The 23,410-nt window shown below is 60.6% G+C and carries 13 protein-coding genes and 1 pseudogene; 3 read left to right on the forward strand and 11 right to left on the reverse strand.

Features of this window, described 5'->3' with window-relative positions:
* Positions 1-119: 119 nt before the first annotated feature.
* The 4 genes from D8U61_RS00490 to D8U61_RS00505 all read right to left on the reverse strand — a co-directional run bounded on the left by D8U61_RS00490 (position 120) and on the right by D8U61_RS00505 (position 5,463).
* A complete protein-coding gene (locus D8U61_RS00490) occupies positions 120-1,298 on the reverse strand; it encodes a PepSY domain-containing protein (protein WP_130926243.1) in 1,179 nt (392 codons plus the stop codon).
* Positions 1,299-1,373: 75 nt separating this feature from the next.
* Positions 1,374-3,875: a TonB-dependent siderophore receptor gene (locus tag D8U61_RS00495; RefSeq protein WP_130926244.1), complete on the reverse strand. Its 2,502-nt coding sequence runs from the start codon at positions 3,873-3,875 to the stop codon at positions 1,374-1,376.
* Positions 3,876-3,961: 86 nt separating this feature from the next.
* Complete coding sequence (locus D8U61_RS00500) at positions 3,962-4,963, reverse strand: FecR family protein (protein WP_125918745.1); 1,002 nt, start codon at positions 4,961-4,963, stop codon at positions 3,962-3,964.
* Positions 4,963-5,463 carry a sigma-70 family RNA polymerase sigma factor gene (locus D8U61_RS00505; protein WP_041479723.1) on the reverse strand — a complete coding sequence of 167 codons (501 nt, stop codon included), beginning with the start codon at positions 5,461-5,463 and terminating at the stop codon, positions 4,963-4,965. The genes D8U61_RS00500 and D8U61_RS00505 overlap by 1 nt, the downstream gene beginning before the upstream one ends.
* Positions 5,464-5,775: 312 nt before the next feature.
* Between D8U61_RS00505 and D8U61_RS00510 the strand changes: the two genes are divergently transcribed.
* Positions 5,776-7,656 carry a methyl-accepting chemotaxis protein gene (locus D8U61_RS00510; protein WP_130926245.1) on the forward strand — a complete coding sequence of 627 codons (1,881 nt, stop codon included), beginning with the start codon at positions 5,776-5,778 and terminating at the stop codon, positions 7,654-7,656.
* Between the two features lie 126 nt (positions 7,657-7,782).
* Here D8U61_RS00510 and D8U61_RS00515 read toward each other — a convergent pair whose 3' ends face one another.
* The 5 genes from D8U61_RS00515 to D8U61_RS00535 form a co-directional block, all read right to left on the reverse strand.
* The gene (locus D8U61_RS00515; RefSeq protein WP_125925877.1) at positions 7,783-8,250 is read right to left on the reverse strand and encodes an SRPBCC family protein; all 468 of its coding nucleotides are present in this window, start codon (positions 8,248-8,250) and stop codon (positions 7,783-7,785) included.
* A 22-nt stretch (positions 8,251-8,272) separates the two neighbouring features.
* The gene (locus D8U61_RS00520; RefSeq protein ID WP_130926246.1) at positions 8,273-11,665 is read right to left on the reverse strand and encodes a non-ribosomal peptide synthetase; all 3,393 of its coding nucleotides are present in this window, start codon (positions 11,663-11,665) and stop codon (positions 8,273-8,275) included.
* 10 nt (positions 11,666-11,675) lie between these two features.
* Positions 11,676-12,605, reverse strand: coding sequence for a diiron oxygenase (locus tag D8U61_RS00525; RefSeq protein WP_130926247.1), 930 nt, complete (start codon positions 12,603-12,605; stop codon positions 11,676-11,678).
* Positions 12,602-13,378 (reverse strand): DUF3050 domain-containing protein, encoded by a 777-nt coding sequence (locus tag D8U61_RS00530; protein WP_130926248.1) that lies wholly within the window; start codon positions 13,376-13,378, stop codon positions 12,602-12,604. The genes D8U61_RS00525 and D8U61_RS00530 overlap by 4 nt, the downstream gene beginning before the upstream one ends.
* A 693-nt stretch (positions 13,379-14,071) precedes the next feature.
* Positions 14,072-14,782 carry a GntR family transcriptional regulator gene (locus tag D8U61_RS00535; protein ID WP_016772282.1) on the reverse strand — a complete coding sequence of 237 codons (711 nt, stop codon included), beginning with the start codon at positions 14,780-14,782 and terminating at the stop codon, positions 14,072-14,074.
* A gap of 196 nt (positions 14,783-14,978) precedes the next feature.
* Here D8U61_RS00535 and lapG point away from each other — a divergent pair, with 196 nt between their 5' ends.
* Positions 14,979-15,671 (forward strand): cysteine protease LapG, encoded by a 693-nt coding sequence (gene lapG, locus D8U61_RS00540; protein ID WP_024011112.1) that lies wholly within the window; start codon positions 14,979-14,981, stop codon positions 15,669-15,671.
* 14 nt (positions 15,672-15,685) lie between these two features.
* A complete protein-coding gene (gene lapD / locus D8U61_RS00545) occupies positions 15,686-17,632 on the forward strand; it encodes a cyclic di-GMP receptor LapD (RefSeq protein ID WP_130926249.1) in 1,947 nt (648 codons plus the stop codon).
* Positions 17,633-17,841: 209 nt separating this feature from the next.
* Here lapD and D8U61_RS00550 read toward each other — a convergent pair whose 3' ends face one another.
* A complete protein-coding gene (locus tag D8U61_RS00550) occupies positions 17,842-18,180 on the reverse strand; it encodes a hypothetical protein (protein ID WP_016772279.1) in 339 nt (112 codons plus the stop codon).
* Between the two features lie 149 nt (positions 18,181-18,329).
* A pseudogene (locus tag D8U61_RS00555) lies at positions 18,330-23,410 on the reverse strand (LapA family giant adhesin); the annotation flags it as partial.

The following is a 23,410-nucleotide window of genomic DNA, read 5'->3' on the forward strand; positions in this document are numbered from 1 at the left end:
ATCGCCGATGGTAGTGTGGGGTTTCCCCATGTGAGAGTAGGTCATCGTCAAGATTGAATTCCGAAACCCCTGTCTGCTAACGCAGACAGGGGTTTTGTCATTTAAGCGTGTACGAAAGATCAGGCCGTTCTGCGACTCTTGCTGCTGCGTCTTGCCTGCCACTTGCGCCACCAGATATAAACTCCCGTCCCTGATAACCCCGCAATCAACACACCCAGTACCGCGATCATTACCTGCCCTGTCACCCCGATGATCCGTCCTCCATGTATGGGCAACTGAAGTCGATAGAACTGCTCTCCAAGCGTGCCCTGTCCCGCGATCTCCTGTCCCAATAATCGGCCATCGGTACCGTGAAAGAACAACCAGGATTTTCCATGGGCGTCCGTATCGTGCTGTCCAAATCCTGCGCCATAGAAGTTGTACTCAAAGCTGTAATACAACTCGCCGATTGCCGCCGTCAGTCCTAATCGTTTCCCTTCCTGCAATGCCCTTTCGTACGCCTGTTGATAACTCAACTGTGTCGTCCCCAGTTGATTGGCGGGCATTCGTCCTCTGGCTTCATAAACGCTCGGCTCGATGGGCGAAAACAACGAAACTGCAGGCTTGAACACTTGGCTTGGCAAGTTCATCGCCACGCTACTGACGGCGATCGGTAACAGCAGTAACCACAGCCACAATCCTCCGGCGCGATGCAGATCGAAGTTCAAGCGGTAGGCATGCCCGCCTTTGACCTTCCGCGCGGTCGCCCACTTCTTCCAGAATGGCTTGCCACGCGGCAAGGTCAGGAACAATGCGACAAAGCAGTCGATCACCCACGCGATGGCCACCCCACCCATCAAGAGCAATCCCCAGTTGCCGGGCAATGTCAGGTTGTAGTGAAACTCCAGAATGAACGGGATGAAGTTCTCTCGTTGAAAACAGCATTCACCCCAGTAGCGCGCGCCTTTTTGCTCCGCGCTGACCGGGTCCAGATAAAACACCTGATTACGTTCATTGAACGGCTGACCCGTTGCTGGATCTTTACGAGGAACGGCCGCCAGCAGCGTCGTATGCCCCGTCTCATGGGGATACTCCATGTACCAGACTTGCAGTTTCGGATGTGCAGTCTGCACTGCATCTACCAACGCGCCCGGCGACAAGCGCTCACCCACTGACGTCGCCTCGTAGAACTGCGGATTCAGCCATTCATCCAGTTCGTGATTGAACGCCAGCACACTGCCGGTCAGCCCGGCCAACAATAAAAACGTCGCAGTGGCCAAGCCAATGTACCGATGCAACAAAACCAGAAACGCACGCATACAAAACACCCCGAAGAAACGACAAAGCCAGCCCCTGATAGCAGGGGCTGGCTTTTTTATGCACAGGACATAGCTTTAGAACTGATAGCTGACGGTCGCCGCTACGTTGCGTTCTTCGCCCATGTAGCAGAAGTTCAGGCTGGCGCAGGACGCGACATAGGATTCATTGGTCAAGTTGTTCGCGTTGAGCCGTACATCCACACCCTTCAAGCCGACCTTGCCCAGGTCATAACCAATCGAGGCATCGAACAGCGTGTAAGACGGCACCTTCATTGTGTTCTCCGCATCGGCCCAGCTGTAGCCGACATAGCGCACCCCGCCACCCAGGCGCAGCCCATCAAGTGCGGCGCTGTCGAACTTGTAGTCAGCCCACAGCGAGGCCATGTGTCGCGGCGCCTGAGTCGGTGAGTTGCCCTTGTTCTCGATGACATCGGTCGGCGTGCTCAAGGTGCTGATCATCGATTTGGAATATTCGATATCAGTGAAGGTGTAACTGCCGAGCACTTTCAAGTTATCGGTCAGTTGCATATGCGCTTCCAGCTCCAGACCTTGCGAGCGCACGGCGCCGACCGCGCGATAGAAGTTTTCCTGCGGCAGTTTGGTCGCGAGGTTTTCCTGGTCGATGCGGAACAGCGAGGCGGTGAACAGGTTATCGGTGCCCGGCGGCTGATACTTCAAACCGACTTCCCACTGTGTGCCATCGGTAGGGGCGAGTGGATTACCGGCGCTGTCGGCATAGGAGTTCGGGTTAAACGACTCGGAGTAGCTGATGTATGGCGCCAGACCGTTATCAAACAGATATAAAGCGCCGGCACGCCCAGTGAGTTTCGTGCGCCGATCATTGATCTCTGTACCCACCGGCCGCCCCGCTTCGGCGATGCGGTTTTCATCGGATGTCTCGACCCAGTCCTGACGCAGGCCCAGCGAGAAGCGCCACTTGTCCATCTCGATCAGGTCTTGCAGATACACACCGGTCTGTTCGAGGCGCCGCAGATAGCTGGTGTCGCCGTACATCTCGATCGCCGAGTTGCCGTACACCGGATTGAACGCATTGATTGGCGCGAGGCCACCGCTGGTCCAGTCGACCACGGTTTTGCGCCGTTGGTAATCCGCGCCCATCAGGACTGTGTGCTTGGTCGCGCCGGTGAAGAATTCGGCCTGCAGCATGTTGTCGACGATGAACGCATGCAGGCGCTCATCACCGCCGGTGTAATAGCGGTTCAATTCATTGCTGGTCGGGGTGGTCCAGCCATAGGCGTAGACCTGATCCATGTTCACTTTGGAGTCGAGATAGCGGAAGTTCTGCCGTGCCGTGAAGACGTCGTTGAAGCGATGTTCGAACTGGTAGCCGAACGATTGCTGGTCACGGGAGTAACCATCGATACCCGGCTCGCCCTCGAAGAAGCGCGGCGAGATGCGTTCGCCATTGCGCTGATGGATCGTGCCGTCCGCCGGAACGCCGCCGTGGTAGCCGCCGTCCGGATCGTGTTGCAGATAGGCCTGCAGGGTCAGCGAGGTGTCTTCGCTGAAATCGATGCTCAACGTCGGCGCGAGGGCGAAGCGTTTTTCCTTGTTGTGATCGAATTGCGTGTCGGACTGATCGCTCAATCCGGTCAGACGATAGGCAATGCGCTTGTCGTCATCGACCGGACCGCTGAAGTCAAACCCAACCCCACGCTGACCTTGCGTCCCCACTGTGGCCTGCACCTGATGGTAGGCCTCATACAACGGCTTTTTGCTGGTCAGCGCGACCAGACCGCCGGGCGAGCTACGGCCGTACAGCACGGACGACGGGCCTTTGAGAATGTCCACACGCTCAAGGAAATACGGATCGACCTGCATGGTGCTGTAGGTGCCGCTGTCGCCCATCGACTTGAGGCCGTCGAGGTAGATGTTGTCCACCGAGCCGTCGTTGAAACCGCGCATCGCCACGTAGTCGTAACGATGGGTGGCGCCATACGGGTTGGTCAGCACGCCCGGGGCGTAACGCATCGCTTGCGAGACGGTTTGCGAGCCTTGGTCATCCATTTGCTCACGCGTCACCACCGATACGCTTTGCGAGGTCTCCAGCAGGGCGGTACTGGTCTTGGTGGCGATCTGGCTGTGCGTGGCGTTGTAGCCGGCCATGCTGCCCAGCGCGTTGCCGAGGGCGAAGCCTTTGATGTCGGTGGTCGGCAAGGCCAGTGCTTCGCTTTCAGCCAGCGGGCGCAGAATGTAGCTGCTGCCGTTCTGGCTGACGGCTTCCAGCCCTGAGCCACCGAGCAAATGGCTCAAGGCCTGGTCGGTCGAATATTCACCCTGCACGCCGGGAGATTGCTGACCTTGAGTCTGTTGCGGTGTCATCGCCAAGGTGATGCCGGCCTGCCGGGCAAACTGATTCAACGCCTCGCCCAATGGCCCGGCAGCAATGTTGTAGCGGTGGCTGATCTCGGTGCCGGTGTTGGCGGCCAGACTCAGGCTCGGTAATACGCTGACGCCCAGCGCGGTGGTCAGCAGTGCCGCCCGAACCGCATGGCGCAGTAGTGTCGATTCTGCAGTGAAATTCAGAGGGTTCTTACAAGTGGCGCGGACAGTCATTGTGGATTTCCGTAGGCAGTCGCGGGGGCTGAGTTGAAGTGCTTACTGACTAAGCCGGACTGCCTGCGAAAACCCGCCAAAAATAATCACACCGCACGTTCCAGGGTCACCCACCAGCGGGTGCGATAACGCAATTGCACCGGCAGCGTCTGCGGCAGGACCGCCAGCAGCCTGTCGGTGTCCTCCAGACGGAACACCCCAGAAAGGCGCAGGTCTGCGATCTCCGCCGAACAATTGAGATAACCCGGGCGATAACGGCCGACTTCAGCGAGGAAGTCACCCAGCCGCATATTGCGCGTGACAATCAAACCGTCGAGCCAGGCGCCCGCATCCATATCCGGCGTCGGCGCTGCGCGCAAACCGCTTTGATCGACCAGAAAACTCTGCCCGGCGAGTGCTTCGAGGGAATGACCGCCAGCGCGAACCAACACCCGGCCACGGGTAACGCTGAGCCGCGTGCACTGTTCTTCCTGACGCAAAATGAAACGCGCATCGAACGGCGCATAAGTGCCGTGGCGATTCTGTATGCGCAGCGGTCGATCGGTCGCCGCGCCCTCGTCAGAGCCGCCGCAGGTAACGATGATCTCGCCACGGGTCAGTTTGATCAGGCGCTGCTGCGCGGTGTAATCCAGATCTACGGCGCTGGCGGTGTTGAGTTCGATGCGCGTGCCGTCGGGCAACTGGAAACCGCGCCGTTCGCCGGTCGCCGTCGCGTAGTCGGCACTCCATTGCTGCCAAGCGGCGCTGTCCTTGGCCAGCCACGCGGCGGAGCCCATCAACAGCGCGCCCGACAACAACTTCAAGGCCTGGCGTCGGCCCAGCCCCTGCGCACTGTTTTCCAAGGTGTTGAAAGCGACCTGCGCACCCGGCACGGCGCGCAGACTGGAGCTCAATTCGGCTTGCAGCGACTGCACCCGCTGCCAAGCGATTTCATGTTCGTGATGCTCGGCGCGCCACTGCTCGCATTGGCGAGTCAGCCGCGAATTGCCGTGGTTGTTGCGCAGCCGCAGCAGCCAGTGAATCGCTTGCTTGACCACCTGTTGGCGCGGTTCGACGCGGCGAGCGAGTGAGAGGTTATCCACAGGCATCAGCTTTCATACCGCAACACATAGCAGTGATACAGCGCATCGGCGACGTAGCGTTCCACAGAACGTACCGATACGCCCAACTGCTCGGCGATCTGTTTGTGAGTCAAACCTTCGCACTGCGCCAGGAGAAACGCCTGACGCACTTTCGGCTTCAGTCCTTCGAGCATGCGCGCAATGCTTTCCAGCAGTTCCAGCACCAACGCGCGCGATTCGGCGTCAGGTACTTCGCCTTCAGGCAAGTGAGCAATGGTCTCCAGATAGGCCCGCTCGATTTCCTCGCGGCGCCAATGATCGATCACCAGACCGCGCGCGATGGTTCGCAGGAAAGCTCGGGGCGCTTTCAGTTCGAGGCGTTCGGTGCGTTGCAGCAGGCGCAGGAAAGTGTCCTGAGCCAGATCCGCTGCATCCGCTGCGTTGCCCAGCCGCGCGCGCAGCCAAGCGTTGAGCCAGCCGTGATGACTACCGTAAAGCGCCTGTACGACCAACTCAGGTGAAGACATGACCACGCCAGCCCGAACGTCACAAATGATAATTAGTCGCATTGTCATCAAGGGTTACAGATTTTGCAACTGCTGCCCCCATGTCTATGCGAAAAATTCCCTCGCAGCCGCTCTGGCACGCCGTTCGGCGGGAATCCTGCACAAACCCAGTCCATTTCTCACGCGCCCCTAAGATTTCTCCGCCGCCGGCCGACAGACTGGTGAGAAATGCGTGCACCAAAGTAGAGCGGCCAGAAGAACGCTGCCTGCGCCGTACATGGAATGTTGCATCCGGAAACGCATCCCCACTTTTGGCATAAGAAGTCCCATGAAATGAATCTCAAGTTCAGCCATAAAATCCTCCTGGCCGCTTCGGGCGTCGTGGTCCTGGCGTTCGCGTTGTTCACGCTCTACAACGATTATCTGCAACGAAACACCATTCGCCAGAACCTGCAGTCCTCCGTGCAACAGGCCGGTGACCTCACCGCCAGCAGCGTGCAGAACTGGATGAGCGGGCGCATTCTGGTGCTGGAAAACCTCGCGCAGAACGTTGCCCATCAAGGCAGGCATGCCGACCTCCCCGGTCTTGTCGATCAACCGGCCTTCACGTCGAACTTTCAGTTCACTTATGTCGGCCAGGCCAACGGTGTCTTCACCCAGCGCCCCGATGCGAAGATGCCGGACGGTTACGATCCGCGTCAGCGCCCTTGGTACAAGCAGGCCGTGGCCGCCGATAAAACCATGCTGACCCCGCCGTACATGGCGGCCGTCGGTGGCCTGGTGGTGACCATCGCCATGCCGGTGAAGAAGGACGGTGAATTGCTCGGTGTGGTCGGCGGTGACCTCAGCCTGGAAACCCTGGTGAAGATCATCAACTCGGTAGACTTCGGCGGCCTCGGCCATGCGTTTCTGGTCAGTGCTGACGGTCAGGTGATCGTCAGCCCGGACAAAGATCAGGTAATGAAAAACCTCAAGGACATCTACCCGAACACCAGCGTGCGCATCGAGAAGGGCAACCAGAACGTCGTGCTCAACGGTCAGGAACGCATTCTCTCGTTCACCCCGGTCAGCGATCTGCCAAATGCGCAGTGGTACATCGGTCTGTCGATCGATCGCGACAAGGCCTACGCTGCACTCAGCCAATTCCGCACCTCGGCGTTGATCGCCATGTTTGTCGCGGTCGCGGCGATTGCGTTGCTGTTGAGCCTGTTGATCAACGTGTTGATGCGTCCACTGACCACCATGGGCCGCGCGATGAAGGACATTGCCCAAGGCGAGGGCGATCTGACCCGGCGTCTGGTGGTCGAGAGCAAAGACGAGTTCGGTGAACTGGGCAGCGCGTTCAACCAGTTCGTTGAACGGATTCACGCATCGATTTCCGAAGTGTCGTCGGCGACCCGTCACGTACATGACCTGTCGCAACGGGTGATGGCTTCGTCCAACGCTTCGATCGTCGGTTCCGACGAGCAAAGTGCGCGCACCAACAGCGTCGCGGCAGCGATCAATCAGCTGGGCGCCGCCACTCAGGAGATCGCGCGCAACGCGGCGGATGCTTCGCAGCACGCCAGTGGCGCTTCCGAGCAGGCCGATGATGGTCGTCAGGTGGTCGAGCAGACCATTCAGGCGATGACCGAGTTGTCGCAGAAGATCAGCCTGTCGTGCACGCAGATCGAAACCCTGAACGCGAGCACCGACAACATCGGCCACATCCTCGATGTGATTAAAGGCATCTCGCAGCAGACCAACCTGCTGGCGCTCAACGCTGCTATCGAAGCCGCGCGTGCCGGTGAAGCCGGGCGCGGTTTTGCCGTGGTCGCCGATGAGGTGCGCAACCTCGCTCATCGCACCCAGGAATCGGCGGAAGAGATCCACAAGATGATCACCTCGCTGCAGGTCGGTTCGCGCGAAGCGGTGAGCACCATGAACGCCAGTCAGGCGTCCAGCGAGCAAAGCGTGGAAGTGGCGAATCAGGCCGGTCTGCGTCTGGTCAGCGTGACCCAGCGCATCGGCGAAATCGACGGTATGAACCAATCGGTTGCAGCGGCGACTGAAGAGCAGACGGCGGTGGTGGAAACCCTCAACGTCGACGTCAACCAGATCAACCTGTTGAACCAGCAGAGCGTGGCCAACCTCAACGAAACGTTGAAGGATTGTGATGCGTTGTCGCAGCAGGCCAATCGCCTGAAGCAGTTGGTCGACAGTTTCAAGATCTGATTCACAGATCGCAGACCGCGTTATCGTTCTTCGCGAGCAGGCTCGCTCCCATAGGGAAATGCATTCCAAATGTGGGAGCGAGCCTGCTCGCGAAAGCGGCGGTTCAATCACCGCCAAACCGATGCCTTAGACAAACAGCTTCAGCACATTGCCCATCGCATCATCGGCAAACCCCTGCACGAAATCCCTGAACCCCGGCAATGCTTCATCCCCATCCGCAGCCGGTTCGGCAATGATCGTCCAGGTCGCTCGCGACTTCCCTGCGCTCAGCGATTCCACTTGCATCGCCGCCCACAGGTTCGCCACCCCCAACGTGTTGTAGATCGTCGTCCAGGTCATGCGCCGCGCCTGTTCATCGCGCGAGTTGAGTTGTTCGACCACGACGTTGCCGTCCTTGAAGACTTTCTTGCGCAGCGAAGACACGCCTTCGCCGGTCATTTCGGTGTGCGAAAGCGCTGGAATGAATCGTTCGAAGCCAGCGAAATCGCCAACGATCGCCCAGACTTGTGCCGCGTCCGCCGGCACTTCCACCGACGACACAACGTGGCAGCCTTGCGGGTTTTTGATCAGGGTGTCGGGTTGCAGATTGCTCATGGTGTTGCTCCTTGTTGATGAGTCAGATGAAGTTGATTTCTTTCAGGTAGTCGCAGCCGCGACGCAGCAGCGCCGGGGATTTCTGTGGGTAGTGCGCGCCCATCTGCCGCACGCCGGCCTCGGCGTTGGCGTGACCGATCAGGGAGATGTCGCCGATGTCTTCTTCGAAGCCGTTGAGGTAGAAACCGAGCACGCCGAACAGCGCGTTGTCGGCGTCGACCCGGTTCAGTTGCTGTTGCCAATCGGCGACGCTGACCAGCGAAAATTCGCTGCCGGTTTCGCGGAACGAAGCGACGTACGCATCCCAGCTCAGCGGCTCGGGGTTGTGCAGATTGAACACCGCGCGTTGCGCTGAATAACGGCTGGCATGGAAGGCGATGAAGCGGGCGAGAAAGTCCACCGGCATCAGGTCGAAATTCAGCGCGAAGGCCGGCACCTGTCCGAGCTGGATCGAGCCTTTGAGCATCAGCATCAAACGGTTTTTATGCGGCTGGCAAACGCCGCTGAGGCTGTTGAAACTGATGTTGCCGGGGCGATACAGATTGACCCGAACACCACGCTCGCGCGCCCGTTCGAGGATGCGTTCGCCGACCCACTTCGACAGGTTGTAGCCGTTGCGAATGTAGATCGGCGGCGTCGCGGCGGCGGGTAGTTCCAGCACTCGACCGGCGTCATCCACGGTGCTGGATGCCGACAGGGTCGAGACGAAGTTGAAGACCTTTTTGCGCTGCCCTTCGCACAGCTTCAGCAGGGCGAAAATCGGCTCGACGTTGTCCGCCGCCAGGGACTCGTAATCGAGCACGTGGTTGACGTTGGCGGCGTTGTGCACCAGCGCGCCGAACTCGCGATCCAGGCGCTGATAATCCTCATCGCCCAGGCCCAGTTGCGGACGGCTGATATCAGCTGCGTAAACTCGCACACGGCTCAGGTCGAGGTGCTCCAGCCGGTTCTCGCGCAGTGACTGAGCGAAGCGTTGCGCCGCCGTTTGCCCGGCGCCGTCGCGCACCAGACAGGCCACTTCGCTGGCGCCCCAACCGAGCAGCGCTTCGACGATGTGCACGCCGACAAAACTGTTGGCACCGGTGACGATGACCTTGTGCACATCGCCCATGCGGCTGATCGGCAGCGGTTCGACATCCAGCGCGCGCTCGGCGTCGGCCATGGCCTGAGCGCTGAGCACGGCGCTGTCATCGCTGCCGCGCACCAGCGTCGCCAGTTTGCTGATCGTGGGCAGTTCGATGAAGCGATTGATCGAAATGCTTCGGCCGAATTCCTCACGCAAGCGCAGCAACATCCGCGACAGCAGAATCGAATGACCGCCGAGATTGAAGAAGCTTTCGTCAGTGGAAATGTCGCTGGTCGGCAGTTCCAGCAGTTCGGCCCAGACCTCAAGAAGCAGCGCTTCGTCAGCATTGGCCGGCAGGCATTTCGCAGCGCTGTCCTGCACCGTCACCGGCAATGCCAACAGCGCCTTGCGATCGACTTTGCCGTTACTGGCGAATGGCATCTGCGCCAGTTCGGTCCACGCTCCCGGTTGCATGTAGTCCGGCAGAAACTGCCGGGCGTGGGCTTTCAGTTCGTACCGGGCAGTCTCGGTCTGTGGCTGGGCGAGGAACGCCAGAATCCGCCGCTGATTGTCGATGACCACGGCAATCTGCCGATACAAGCGGCTCTCGCGCAGGCAGCGCTCGATCTCTTCCGGCTCGACGCGAAAGCCACGGATTTTCACCTGATTGTCGCGCCGCCCGCACAGCTCGATACCGTGCTCGCCCCACTTGGCCATGTCGCCGCTGCGGTAGGCGCGCACGGTTTCGCCGCCGGGCAGTGACAGGTTCAGATAACGCTCGGCGGTCTGCTGCGGATTGTTCAGGTAACCGAGGCAGACACCGGGGCCGACGATGAACAGCTCACCGACGGTTTGATCGGGCACCGGTTGCAGATCGTCGTCGAGAATCAGCACCCGACTGTTGGCGATCGGCCCTCCCAGCGTGCGGTTGCTGTCGCCCGGTTTGAGCTGGCGCGCGGTGATCAGCACGGTGGCTTCGGTCGGGCCATACAGGTTGTGCAGGGTGCCTTGACGGGTCAGTTGCTCGATGACGTACGGCTCGCAGACATCACCGCCGGTCATCACCTGAACGCCCTCCAGTTGTTCCAGCGGCAGGATGCTCAACAGCGCCGGTGGCAGGAAGGCGTGGGTCAGTTGCCGCCGGCGAATCAGCGCAATCAGCTGCAAAGGATCGCGGCGCTGGGTGTCGTCGGGCACGACGAGTTCCGCCCCTGCGAGCAGGCTGGGGAAGATGTCGATCAGCGAAGAATCGAAGCTCAGCGAAGAGAACTGCAACACCCGACTCTCGGCGTGCAGCTGCACGTAGTCGGCGTACCACGCGGTGAAATGGGCGAGATTGGCCTGGCTGAGCAGCACGCCTTTCGGATGCCCGGTGGTACCCGAGGTGTAGAGCGCCATGCACGGCGCATCAAGCTCCGGGCGGTGCTGCATCAGCGGCCGGTCGAGATCGGCGTTCGGCGCTTCCATGTCACTGACATCCAGCCCCGCTATCGACTCGCTGAGCGCCTGCTGTCCATCGTGAAGCAACAACACCGCGCCGGCGTTTTCCAGGATGTATTGCTGGCGCTGCAAGGGATGGCTCGGCTCCAGCGGCAAGTACACCGCGCCGCTGCCGAGAATCGCCAGAATCGAGGCGAACAGTGCCGGGCTTTTGCCTTGGCAGACAGCGACCACCCACGGCTGCGGATATTGCTCGAGCAAGGGCAGCAACCGCTGCTGGATCGCCCGGCTGTGGGCGTGCAATTGGCGGTAGCTGATGGACTGTCCGCCGAGGTGCAGCGCCGGTCGTTCGGCATGCTCGATCAGGCTTCGTTGCAGACGCTCGATCAGCGGGATTTGCGCCTGCTCCAGCAGCGCCGGATTTGCCGTGTCGTTGAGACGGTGGACATACGCCAGTTTGTCGAGAAACAGCAGATCTTCCAGGCGTTCGAAATCCGGCGCTTTGAGGACCGGGGCATGCCTCAAATAATCGGCATCGCGGGAAAAGCGGCTGACCAGCAACGCCACTTCGTCGACCACATGGGCGAGCGCTCGTTGGCGTAGCGACTGACCGTTGCCGGACGGCTCATCGCCGATCGGCACACGGCTGATCAGCGACGAGCCGAGAAAGCACAGCAAGTCGAGGGTCGGCAGGCCGCCATGCTCTTGCGCGGCGACACCCAGGCGCAGGTGCAGATGCGGGATGGCGCAGAAGTCGCCGGCAGCGATAAAGCCATCGTCGATGATCAGATCCACCGCCGCTTGAGTGGCGCCGCTGCGGGTCACAGCATGGCCATGCTGTTCGAGCTCCCGGGCCAGATCGGTCATGGCCTGGCCGGCGCCGGTGAGCAAAATGTCGAGACGTTTCATGTCGGCCTCCTCAAACCAGATAGTCGCGCAGGGCGTGCTGCACGCACGGTGTGTCGAGCAGCGAGCTGTTGTGGAAAAACCTGACGATGTTGCCCACCAACGGGTGGTGGCGATTGATCGGGAAGGCCAGTCCCGCGATCTCCTCACGCAATGACTGTCGGGTGGTTTCGCTGACCGGCAGCGCATCGATCAGGCGCAAATCGAAGGACTTCTGGATGTCGTTGGTCAGGTAATGGCCGATGAACACCGGCAGAATCTGCGCGATGGTTTCGCGGTCCGTGTCGCTGGCGGTGTGCCAATAGATGCGCACCATCCGCGACCAGAAACTCGAGTGGCGACCTTCGTCGAGCAAGTGGTCGGCCATCAGGCCCTTGATCGACGGCTTGACCGAATCGTCGCGGGCGAACGCGGCGACATCACCGGTCACGGTGTTTTCGGCGATCGCCACGCAGATCAGTTCCACCGCGCTGCGCAGGTGGTCCGGCGCCAGCGCAACAGCGGCGGGAATCGCCCGGCTCAGCTCGATTTCATCGGGCAATTGAATCGGCTCGATACCGGTCAGCGCGACCGTCTGCTGCATGAAGTCCATGGCCACCAGCGCGTGGTAATCCTCATCGACCACCACGGTCATCGCGTCGTAGCGACAGGCGAACGGGAACGCCACGGCAAAGCGATTCTTGGCAATGCTGCGGGCGGTCTTGTCGACGATTTCCGTCTCGAAAATCACTACGTCGTTGATGAATTTGTACAACGTCTGCACCAGGGCGAAATCACGTTGCTCCGGGCATTCACGCAGGAAGGTTTCGCTGAGCACCAGCGGCTGGCGGCTGAGCGGGTAGATCAGGCGCTGATCGTCTTCCAGCAACCGCCGGGGACGGGTGCGGATGGTCGCGCGGCTTTCCCAGGCCTCGGCGAAGGATTGATAGTCGGCAGCGTTCATTGGGCCACCTCGGCAACTTCCACGCCCATGCTCAGGCGCAGCCCGTCCCACAAGGCGATGCGGCTTTCCACGGCGGCGATGGCGCTGGCGTAAACCTCGGCTGCGCGCTGCGGATCGCCGTCCACCAGACGCTCCAGCAACTGCTCGGCGGCGGGGCCGTGATCTTCGGAATCGACTTCGATATGCCGTTGCAAGTAGTAGCGAAAGGTCGGTGCCTGTTCGATGCCGATGCCCCAGTCATCGAGGATGCGCTGGAACATCGTCGGAATGACGCTCTCGCGACCGTGCAGGAACGCGGCGGCAACGCTGTGTCCCGGCGCTTCCAGGGCGACGCGCAAGGTATCGCGGACAAACTGCGCCGCCGCCGGGTCGACGTCGACGCTCTGCAACGCGACGTCATAACTCACGCCTTCCTGCTGCAGGGCGACAAAGCGCTCTACCGCCGTGGTGCTCGCGCCGACTTCGCGCATCGCATCCAGGTACAACTCGAAGTGGCTGTAGTGGCCGGCATCGAGGCGATCGTCCGATTCCTCGCCCAGCACGATCTCGTTGATCAACCGCGCCGCGTGGGGATCGCGCGGCGGCAACCAGGGTAAATGCGTGCAGGTCAGTTCCTGTTGCAGGCGCTTGGTCAGCGACATGAAGTCCCATACGGCAAATACATGGGTTTCCATGAAACGACGTAATACCGATAACGAAGTAATCTCGGAAAAGATCGGGTGAATACTCAGTTCGGCTTTCTTCAGGGCGAGTTGCTGCTTAGTGGGCATCATGATGTCCTTTATCATTGATTGAAGTGCACGTTTCTTTTCAGTTGCTATAAGCGGTCGGGCGAGTTGGATAGCAAGTTAGTCGGGCAAATATTGATTGCGCTGTGGCGCCGTTGCGGCGCCACGGGTGCTGCGGTTGTTGCGTATGCCGCGCTGAACGGCGACGTTCAAACCTGGCGAGAGAAAAACTAATACAGGGCAAATGCATTTAACAAGTTTATTTTCAATTATTTTAAGTTGGCTGTTTTTTGAATATGAGAGTTACCGATAAAACTTTCAGACCAAGTTTTATTTGGGCGTAGTTACTCCTTTCGGCTAATAACGGCCAAAATCGATAACAAGAGTGAATGCCTCACTCGAAGCAACTTTTAAACAAGGGAAGTTTATGAATTCAAAGGGGGCGAAAGTTGGCCGGGACCGGCGCCATGACTTCCTGTTTCCCGTGACAAGGCTCCTTCCGTAGGTTCCTGTTGCGGGGACTGTGCCGTCAGGGCGGCGCGTCCCCGTTCTGTAGGGGTGGCGCTGGAAGAGTGCGGGTAAATTGCCGTCACGGCTATTACCGATTGGTCATCGGCGGGCAGCAGAAATGCGTCGGCAGGGCCGGGGCGGGCACCAGCGGGCACGCCGATCCGCTGCCAGAGCCGGCAGCAGAGCGGTCGCGAAGATTTGTAAGGGGATTATTCGACGTACGGGATATCAGCGTGCGGTGTGACGCTTCTGTGCGGCGGGAGTCGCCAGGTAGCGGGTGATAACCTCAACGCCACGGTTGAGGTGCTGCTCCAGCATTGCGAGCGAGCGCGGTATGTCCCGCTCGATCACGGCCTGAAGCATGGCGCGGTGGTCATCCTGGGACAGCTTGCCCAAGCCCATGGCTTCCAGATTGAACCGCAGAAAACGTTCCTCTTCGTTCAGCCCGTCCTCCACCAGGCGCAGCAGTCGCTGGTTGGGCGCCTTGCTATACAGGGCCATGTGAAAGAGACGGTTGAGGCGGCCGATTTCGTTGTAGTCGTGTTGAGCTTCCAGCTCGTCGATGTAGCCGGCGGCGAGTTGATGCTCGGCCTCAGTCAGCAGCGGAATGGACTGCCGCAATGCCTCGGATTCGAGCAGAATGCGCAACTCGTAGGTTTCAGCCGCATCGCCCTGGATCAGTGGGGCGACCACGGCGCCTTTGTGCGTAGTGACGCTGAGCAGCTCCTGCGCTTCGAGCTGGCGCAAGGCTTCGCGCACCGGCATGCGGCTGACCCCGAACAGATCGGCCAGATCCTGCTGGCGCAGTGCAGTGCCACAGGGCAGGCGGCCATCGAGAATGGCCGAGCGCAGGGTTTCTTCGATCACCGACCGGGCCAGATGCGCAGGAATCGGTCCTTCGACTTTGATGCTGTGCAGCGGTTTGGGCTTCTGAGTCACGACAACACACCCTGTAGGTCGCAATATTTGGATCCAAATGACACTAGTGATTGCTCTACAGGTTGTCAAACCTTGTAAAACGTTGCGCGGCAATCTCAAGTCTAGCGCGTCTTCGATGATCTCACGGTGCCATTGTTTTTTGCCGGGCTAAGCTTCACCATCAAACGCTTCCTTTCTGTCCTTCTGGAAACCTGCAGTGGCGGTACGTTTCGCGATCCCTCGGACCTTGCGCTGGCTTGGCTGCGCATTGCTGCTGGCCGGCGTCATGCTGGGCGGCCTGCACGCCGATTGGGATTTTTCCGCGATCAGCCGCAAGGCCACTGCTCTCTATGGGCCACTGGGCGCGGGGCAGCAGCGCATCGATGCCTGGCAGAATCTGCTGGCCACGCAGAAGCAGGTCAGTGAGATGGACAAGCTCAAGGTGGTGAACCTGTTCTTCAACAAGCAGGTGCGTTACGTCGAAGACATCGATCTGTGGCGCGAAGTGGATTATTGGGAAACCCCGATCGAAGCGCTGTGGAAGGGCGCCGGCGACTGCGAAGACTACGCCATCGCCAAGTATTTCAGCCTGCGCCATCTCGGCGTTTCCAGTGACAAGCTGCGCATCACCTACGTCAAGGCGCTGCGCCAGAACCGCGCGCACATGGTGTTGACGTACTATGCGACCCCCGATGCCATGCCGCTGGTGCTCGACAGCCTGATCGATCCGATCCAGCCGGCGTCGCAGCGGACCGATTTGCTGCCGGTCTACTCTTTCAATGCCGAAGGTCTGTATCTGCCCGGCGCCAAGGGCAATAAAAAGGTCGGCGACACCAAACGCCTGTCGCGCTGGCAGGATGTGCTGAAAAAAATGCAGGCCGAAGGTTTTCCGGTCGAGACGACTAACTAGGAGCACGCGCTCAGATGTCTTTGTTCAAACAGCTGTTGATCGCTATCTGTCTGTTCCTGGTCGTGGCCTTCACCGGCAGCTTCATGGTCAGCCTGGAGAGCTCGCGCACCCAGTACGTCAATCAGTTGCGCTCTCACGCACAGGACGCGGCGACGGCGCTGGCGTTGTCGCTGACGCCGAATATCGACGACCCGGCGATGGTCGAGCTGCTGGTCAGTTCGATTTTCGACAGCGGTTATTACGCGAGCATCCGCGTGGTCGACGTGAAGACCGAGCAGACCATTGTCGAGCGCAGCGGTACCCCGGCGGTGAGCAATGTGCCGGACTGGTTCGTCAGACTGATCGGCCTCGAACCGGCCGGTGGCGATGCGCTGGTCAGCCGTGGCTGGGAGCAGGCGGCGCGGGTCGAGGTGGTCAGCCATCCGATGTTCGCCGTGGCCAAGCTATGGCAGAGCGCACTGGGCAGCCTTGGCTGGTTGCTGATCTGCGGCGCATTGAGTGCGGTGCTCGGCGCGCTGTTGCTGCGTCGGCAGTTGAAGCCCCTCGATTACATGGTCCAGCAGTCCCATGCAATTGCCCGTCGCGAGTTTCTCAGCCTGCCGGATCTGCCGCGCACGCCTGAATTGCGTCGCGTAGTGCAGGCGATGAATCAGATGGTCGAGAAGCTCAAGACGCTGTTTCAGGAGCAGGCCGAGCGCAGTGAAAAACTGCGTACCGAGTCCTATCAGGACAACCTCACCGGCCTGGCCAACCGCCGCTATTTCGAGATGCAACTGAACAACCGTGTGAGCAACCCGGAGCAGGCCAGTTCCGGTTATCTGCTGCTGTTGCGGGTCAAGGATCTGGCCGGGCTCAACCAGCGTCTCGGCGGCCAGCGTACCGACCAATTGCTCAAGGCCGTCGGCGAGCAACTGACCCGCGAGTGCGCCAGATATCCACAAACCCAGGACTTGGTCACGCGTATTCGCGGCGGTGAATTCGCCGTGCTGGCGCCGGGGCTGGTGCGCGAGGAAGCGCTGCAGCTGGCGCAGAATCTCGACAATGCCTTGAGCAGCCTGCATGCCACCGGCGCGACCGATGTGCCGGCGGTGGCTTCGATCGGGCTGGCGCCCTTCGCTCACGGCGACTCCCCGCAAGCGGTGCTGACACTGGGCGATCAGGCGCTCGCACAGGCCGAAGGGCAGGGCGAGCAGAATTGGGCGTGCATCGATCAGAGTCTGGTGGCGGAGGTCGGTGACGACCATCACGCTTGGCATCGACTGCTGGATCAGGCCTTGAGTCAGCAGCGTTTCGAGCTGTACTTCCAGCCCGTGGTCGCTGCGCAGGACACGCAACTGGTGCTGCATTACAAGGTGCTGTCGCGCTTGCTCGACGAGCAGGGTCAGACCATTCCCGCCGGGCGCTTTCTGCCGTGGCTGGAGCGCTTCGGCTGGACCGCGCGGCTCGATCGGCTGATGCTCGAACGCGTGCTCGAGCAGATGAAGGGGCACGAGGATTCGCTGGCGCTGAACCTGTCCTCGGCAACGCTGGCCGACCCGCAGGCGCTGAACAAAGTCTTCGAGATTCTGCGCGCGCATTCCAATCTCGGCGCGCGTCTGACTCTGGAAATCGGCGAGGAGCAATTGCCTGAACAGGCGGTGCTGGAGCAATTGACCCGACGCCTGCGCGAGCTCGGGTTCTCGCTGAGCCTGCAGCGCTTCGGCGGGCGCTTCAGCATGATCGGCAACCTGGCGCGGTTGGGTCTGGCGTATTTGAAAATCGACGGCAGCTACATCCGCGCGATCGATCAGGAGAGCGACAAGCGCCTGTTCATCGAAGCGATCCAGCGCGCGGCGCACAGCATCGATCTGCCGCTGATTGCCGAACGGGTCGAGACTGAAGGGGAGTTGTCGGTGATTCGCGAGATGGGCTTGTATGGCGTGCAGGGGCAGTTGCTCGGTGAACCGAAGCCTTGGGGGTGAGCCAAGAAGCGCCCTCACCCTAACCCTCTCCCAGAGGGAGAGGGGACTGGCCGTGGGATATTTACGAGATACGCCGACGTGCAAGAGCTCCACTGAATCCAAAATCGACTCGATCTCTCAGGTCGATGGATAGCGCAAGACACCTCGATCGGCCCCCTCTCCCTCCGGGAGAGGGCTGGGGTGAGGGTAAGCTTTGGATCTTGGGAGGATCAGATCAACCCACCCTCATCCTCATCGATCAACTGGCTCAACCCGCCCAGCGCTTCACGTGCCTGGGTGCGGTCCATCAGTTTGGCCTGGGCCGCCGCCGGCAGGTCAGTGACGCGGATCACGCCTTTCTGGGTCAGCACCTGAATCAGGTCGTCGAGTACCCGAATCATTTCAAAGTCGCTCTGCTTGAGCTGTTTGAGGCTGTTTTCCACGGCTTCGTTGGCGTACCACGCCTGAATTTCATGGTTATCGGCGGGCAGCGTTTCCGTGGCCTCGGCGTACGCCGCAGCTTCCACGCGAATCAACTGGCCCTGCGCATCGCGTTGCACGTAAAACATTAAGCATCCCTCACAAATGAACAGCGTCATGCTGTCAGCAGCATAGCCAACTGCGCGCCAGTATGCGGGGCGACGAACAAATCGTCACCGCTGCATTGCCCGCAAACGCGACGGCCGCCCCACAGGAGGCGGCCGTTGTTGTTTCAGCCTCAGCTGTTGTTGTGATCGACCTTGATGGTCGGGTCGCTGCCGGCAATCAGGTTGTGCAGGTTGGCGCTCGCCCAGTTGTTGCCTTCCAGTTTGATCGTCACGTCCGGCGTGGCCGCAGCGGCATCGCCCGAGTTGAATTTGCCCGCCGAGCTGACTTGCAGCGACGACGTGCCATCCACCGTGGTGATCTTCAGGAAGTTGTCGATCGTGCTGCCGGTCTCGCCCTGCAACAGGTCGCGCAGGTCGATGCGGTCGCCTTCGCTGGCTTTGAAATCCTTGATCACGTCGTTACCGGTGTCGCCCGATTTCCAGACGAAGGTGTCGCCACCGGAACCGCCGATGAGGATGTCGTTGCCCTGACCGCCGATCAGCGTGTCGTTGCCGGTGCCGCCGAGCAGAATGTCATTGCCTTTACCGCCGTCGAGCAGGTCGGTGCCGCCCGAGCCGAACAGGATGTCATTGCCTGCGCCACCGAGCAGCGTGTCGTTGCCATCGTGCGCGCCGGACACATCGAACGCCTGATAGTGCTCGGTGATGTACTGGTGCACATTGCTGGTGGTGACTTTGCTGACATCAACGCCGGTTTCCTTGGCGACGAACGCCTGCATCGCCTGGTAACCCTCGCCGGCAATGCCGTTGAAGCTGACCAGATCGCCGAAAAGGATGTCGTTGCCCTCGCCACCGTTGACGGTGTCGTTACCCGGCATCGTCGCTTCGGTATGGCCGATGATCGAGTTGGCCAGGTCCTTCGGATCGATGTTGGTTTGCGGCGTTTTGTCCGAGTCGTACGGCTTGAGGTCGTTGAGGCTGACGTCGTTGTTCAGACCAATGGCTTCGACGCTCGACAACCCGCTCAACAAGGCAAAGCCGCTGGTCGAGTTGCTGGTCGTCGACGAGTTGGTGCTGTTGCCGGTACCCGCAAGGTTCGACAATTCATAAGTGCCGTCGCCCTGCGCGTGAATCGTGCCCAGGGTCTCGCTGCTCCAGCCCCACCACGAGTTGTAGGTTTGCAGCACAACGCTGCCGGCACTGTTGATGGTCAGGTAGTGCGAGTTGTCGATGTAGGTGCTGAACGTGTCGCCCTGCTTGTAGTTGCTGGTGTTCACCACGCTGTCGAGTTTCACGTTGCCATACAGCGTCGGGTTGGTCTGCTCGCCGGTCTGGTAGTAAGTCGGCTGGCCGTCGGTGATGAAGTACGTGAGGTTCTTCGCCCCGGTGTTGGCCACTGCGTCGGCACTCTGGAACCAGTTGGCCGTGGTCTTGAACACGTCCTCGTAGTTGGTACCGCCACCGGATGCCATCGAGTTCAGCACTGCTTTGAGCAATGTCAGCGCATTCGGGTCGTTGAGATTCACCGACACCGACTTGTTGACCTGGGTATCGAAGTCCACCAGGAAGATGTTCACCGTGCCCGAGTTGCTGCCGCCCAGGCTTTGCTTGAGGCTGTTGAACACCGAGGTCAGCGAGTCTTTCGCGGCGTTCAGCGACGAAGTGCTCATGCTGCCCGAGCTGTCGACCATGAACGCGATGTTGTAGTTGGTGCCCGGCACCACGGTCAGGCCGCCGATGTCAGCTACGATGATGTCGTTGGCGTCGGTGCCGGTGACGTTGTCATCACCCGAGGTGGCGGTGACCGCGTTGTACACCGCAGGCACTACCGTGACCGGAATGGTCGCGCTGCTGCTTGCCGAGCCGCCGACCTGTTCGGTGGACGTCGAAGTCACGGTCAGGTTGAACTGGCCGTTGTAGTAGGTTGGCGGGGTCACGGTCAGAGAGCCGAGGTTCCAGCCGGTGACGTTGGCTTCGCCATTGCTCGCGGTAACGGTGAAGGTATGACCCGCGCCATCGCTGAGCACCGAACCGACCGGTGCACCGCTGATCTTCACAGTCAGGGTTTCCGAGCCGTCGGTGTCGGTCAGCGCGGTGCTGATCGCCGACAGTTTCACCGTGGTGCCTTCAGCGCCGGTGTTGAGCTTGTAGCCGTCGTAATAACCTTCGCCGTTGGTGCCGTGCAGATCGGAGACGGTCACGCCCGAGTTGATCAGATCCTGCACACCGGTGTAGATCGGCACGCCGGCGTTGCTCAGATCGATTGGCGTGCTGCCATTGACCGACAGGTTGACATCGTAGCTGCCCGGGCCGCTCTGGTTGTGGTGGTAGATGTCGAGGGTGTAGTAACCGCTTGTAGTCGGGGTAAACGAACCATTGATCGCACCGCCCGCGCCCCAGGTACCGGAAGCCACACTCTTGCCGCCGATGGTAATCAGCAGGCTGTCATCGGCCACGCCGCTGAAGCTGTAGGTCTTGCCGGCTTCCAGGTAGATCAGGCCAGAGGTCTTCGACGCCGTACCGGCGGCGACACTGCCGTCAGACTGCACGTTGGTGACGTTGCCGCTGGAGTTCGGTTTGCCGGCGGCGTCGATGACGTTTTTCAGGGTGGTCGAATTCGCTCCGCTGCCGTCAGTGCCCAGACCCGACAGACCGGTCCAGACTTCCTTGATCAGGCCAGTGGATTTAACGCTGTTATCGGCCACGGCCACGGTCGGCGCATCCGCCACTGGCGTGATGTCGATCTTCACTGTGCCGGTGCTGCCCAGCGCCTGGCCATCGGTAGGCTGGAACTTGATCTGCGCGTAGTCCGCCTGCTTGTTGCCCAGACCTGTGCCGCCGTAACCGTTGGTGCCCGACTCGTTGGCATCCGGCAGGAAGCGCAGCTTGCCGGCGTCGATGTCGGCCTTGCTGAAGGTCTGGTTGTTGGCCACATCCTTCCAGGTCGAGCCGTCCAGATACTGCAGTTTGCCCTCGCCCGGCAGCTGCGTGATCTTGATACCGAGGCTGCTCGCCGGGCTGTCGACATCGGTGACGCCAAAGGTCGACCAGCCGAGTACCAGCGGCGTATCTTCGGTGCCGGTGACATCGCTCGGCGCAGCGACCGGTGCATCGTTGACCGCCACCACGTTGACCGTGGTGGTCGCAGTGTTCGAGTAGTTGCCGCCATCGGTCACCGTCACGGTAATGATGCGCGGCACGGTGCTCGGGTTTTCGCTGCTGTTGGTGAAGCTGATGTTCTTGATGGCCTGCATGTAGTCGGCCAGGGTCGCGTTACCCGATAGGGTCAGGGTCACCGTGCCGTTGGTGCTGTTGGCATTGATGGTGATGCCGTTGACGCTGTTGCCCAGATTCAGCGCATCGCCGTCCTGACGGTTGGTCAGCACCACGGTGGCACCGGTCAGCATCGTGCTGTCCGGGTCGGTGATGCTGAGGTCGGTGTCAGCGATCGACACGCCGGCGCCCGGGGTGTTCTCGGTGAACGTCACCTTGTAATCGGCACCGGTCGCACCGCTGGAGTTGTTGGCGTCCAGATCGAGCACCGGTGGTGCATCGTTGTCGATGATCGAGGTGCTGACGCTGCCATTGGTGCTGCTGACCGCGAGGTTCTCGAAGTTGCCGCCGGTAGCCGAATCGATCTTGACCACGAAGTTCTCGGTGCCTTCGGTGATCTTGTCATCGAGGGTGGCGACGTTGAACTGCGCGCTGCTGGCGCCCGCCGGGATCTTCACGGTGTACACACCGGTGAAGTCCGAACCGTCGGCAGCAGTGCCGCTGTAGACGATTTTCAGGGTCACTTCGGTCTGCGCCGGGTGATTGAGGCTGACGGTGTAGCTGGCGGTCTGGCCTTCGGTCACCGAGCTGCTGCCAGTGATGCTGACGGTGGTGGTGTCGACGGTGTCGGTGACGCTGGTCACCGCTGGCGTGGTGCTCGGTACCAGTTTTTCGAAGTTGCCACCGGTGGCGCTGCTGATGGTCGCCTGCACGGTGCCGGCGTCTCTGTAGACGTCGTCAGCTGGCGCTGGAACGTTCACCGTGCCGGTGGTTTCGCCCGCTTTGATGGTGATCACGGCACCGTTCGACAGGGTCACGGTCACTGGCGAGCCAGCGGCGTTGGTCAATGTCGCGGTGTACGTAATCTGGCCACCTTCTGCCACCGAGTTACTGGCGCTGAGGGACAGGTTGGTGGTGTCGACGGTGTCGGTCACGGTGGTGCTGACCGGGGTCTTGTCGGCGACGAGATTTTCGAAGTTGCCGCCGCTGACGTTGGTGATCGAGTTGGTCAGCGGAGCGTTGCCGGTCAGCGCATCGTTCGGTGCGACGGCGGTTACGGTGCCGGTGGTCTGGCCGACGGCGATGGTGATGTTCTGGCCGTTGGCCAACGTCACGACAACTGGCGAACCGGTGACGGGGGCGCCGACGGTTGCGGTGTAGACGACGTTGCCGCCTTCTGCCGCTGTGGCGGTTGCGCTCAGTTTTACGGTGGTGGTGTCGACGGTGTCGGTGACGCTGGTCACTGCTGGCGCGGTGCTCGGTACCAGGTTTTCGAAGTTACCACCGGTCGCGGTTTTGATCGTGGCTTGCACGGAACCTGCATCTTTGTAGACGTCGTCGGAGGGTGCCGCAACGGTTGCAGTGCCGGTTGTTTCGCCAGCCTTGATGGTGATCACGGCGCCGTTCGACAGGGTGACGGTCACAGGCGAGCCAGCGGCGTTGGTCAGTGTCGCGGTGTAGGTGATCTGGCCACCTTCGGTCACGGAGCCGGTTGCGCTCAGTGACAGATTGGTGGTGTCGACGGTGTCGGTCACGGTGGTGCTGACCGGGGTCTTGTCGGCAACGAGGTTTTCGAAGTTACCGCCGGTTACGTTAGTGATCGAGTTGGTGATCGGAGCGTGGCCGGTCAGTGCATCGTTCGAAGCAACAGCGGTTGCAGTGCCGGTAGTCTGACCGACGCCGATGGTGATGGTCTGGCCGTTGGCCAGAGTCACGACGACAGGCGAGCCAGTAACTGGCGCACCAACGGTGGCGGTGTAAGTCACAGTGCCGCCCTCAGCCACCGAAGTATCAGCCGTCAGTTTGACGGTCGAAGTATCGATGGTGTCGGTGACCTGGGTGATCGCTGGCGTGGTGCTCGGCACGAGATTTTCGAAGTTACCACCGGTGGCGCTGGTGATCGTGGCCTGAACAGAGCCGGCGTCTTTGTAGACGTCGTCGGACGGTGCAGGAACAGTTGCGGTGCCGGTGGTTTCGC

Source organism: Pseudomonas sp. Sample_14, assembly GCF_004307515.1.
GTDB lineage: Bacteria > Pseudomonadota > Gammaproteobacteria > Pseudomonadales > Pseudomonadaceae > Aquipseudomonas > Aquipseudomonas atacamensis.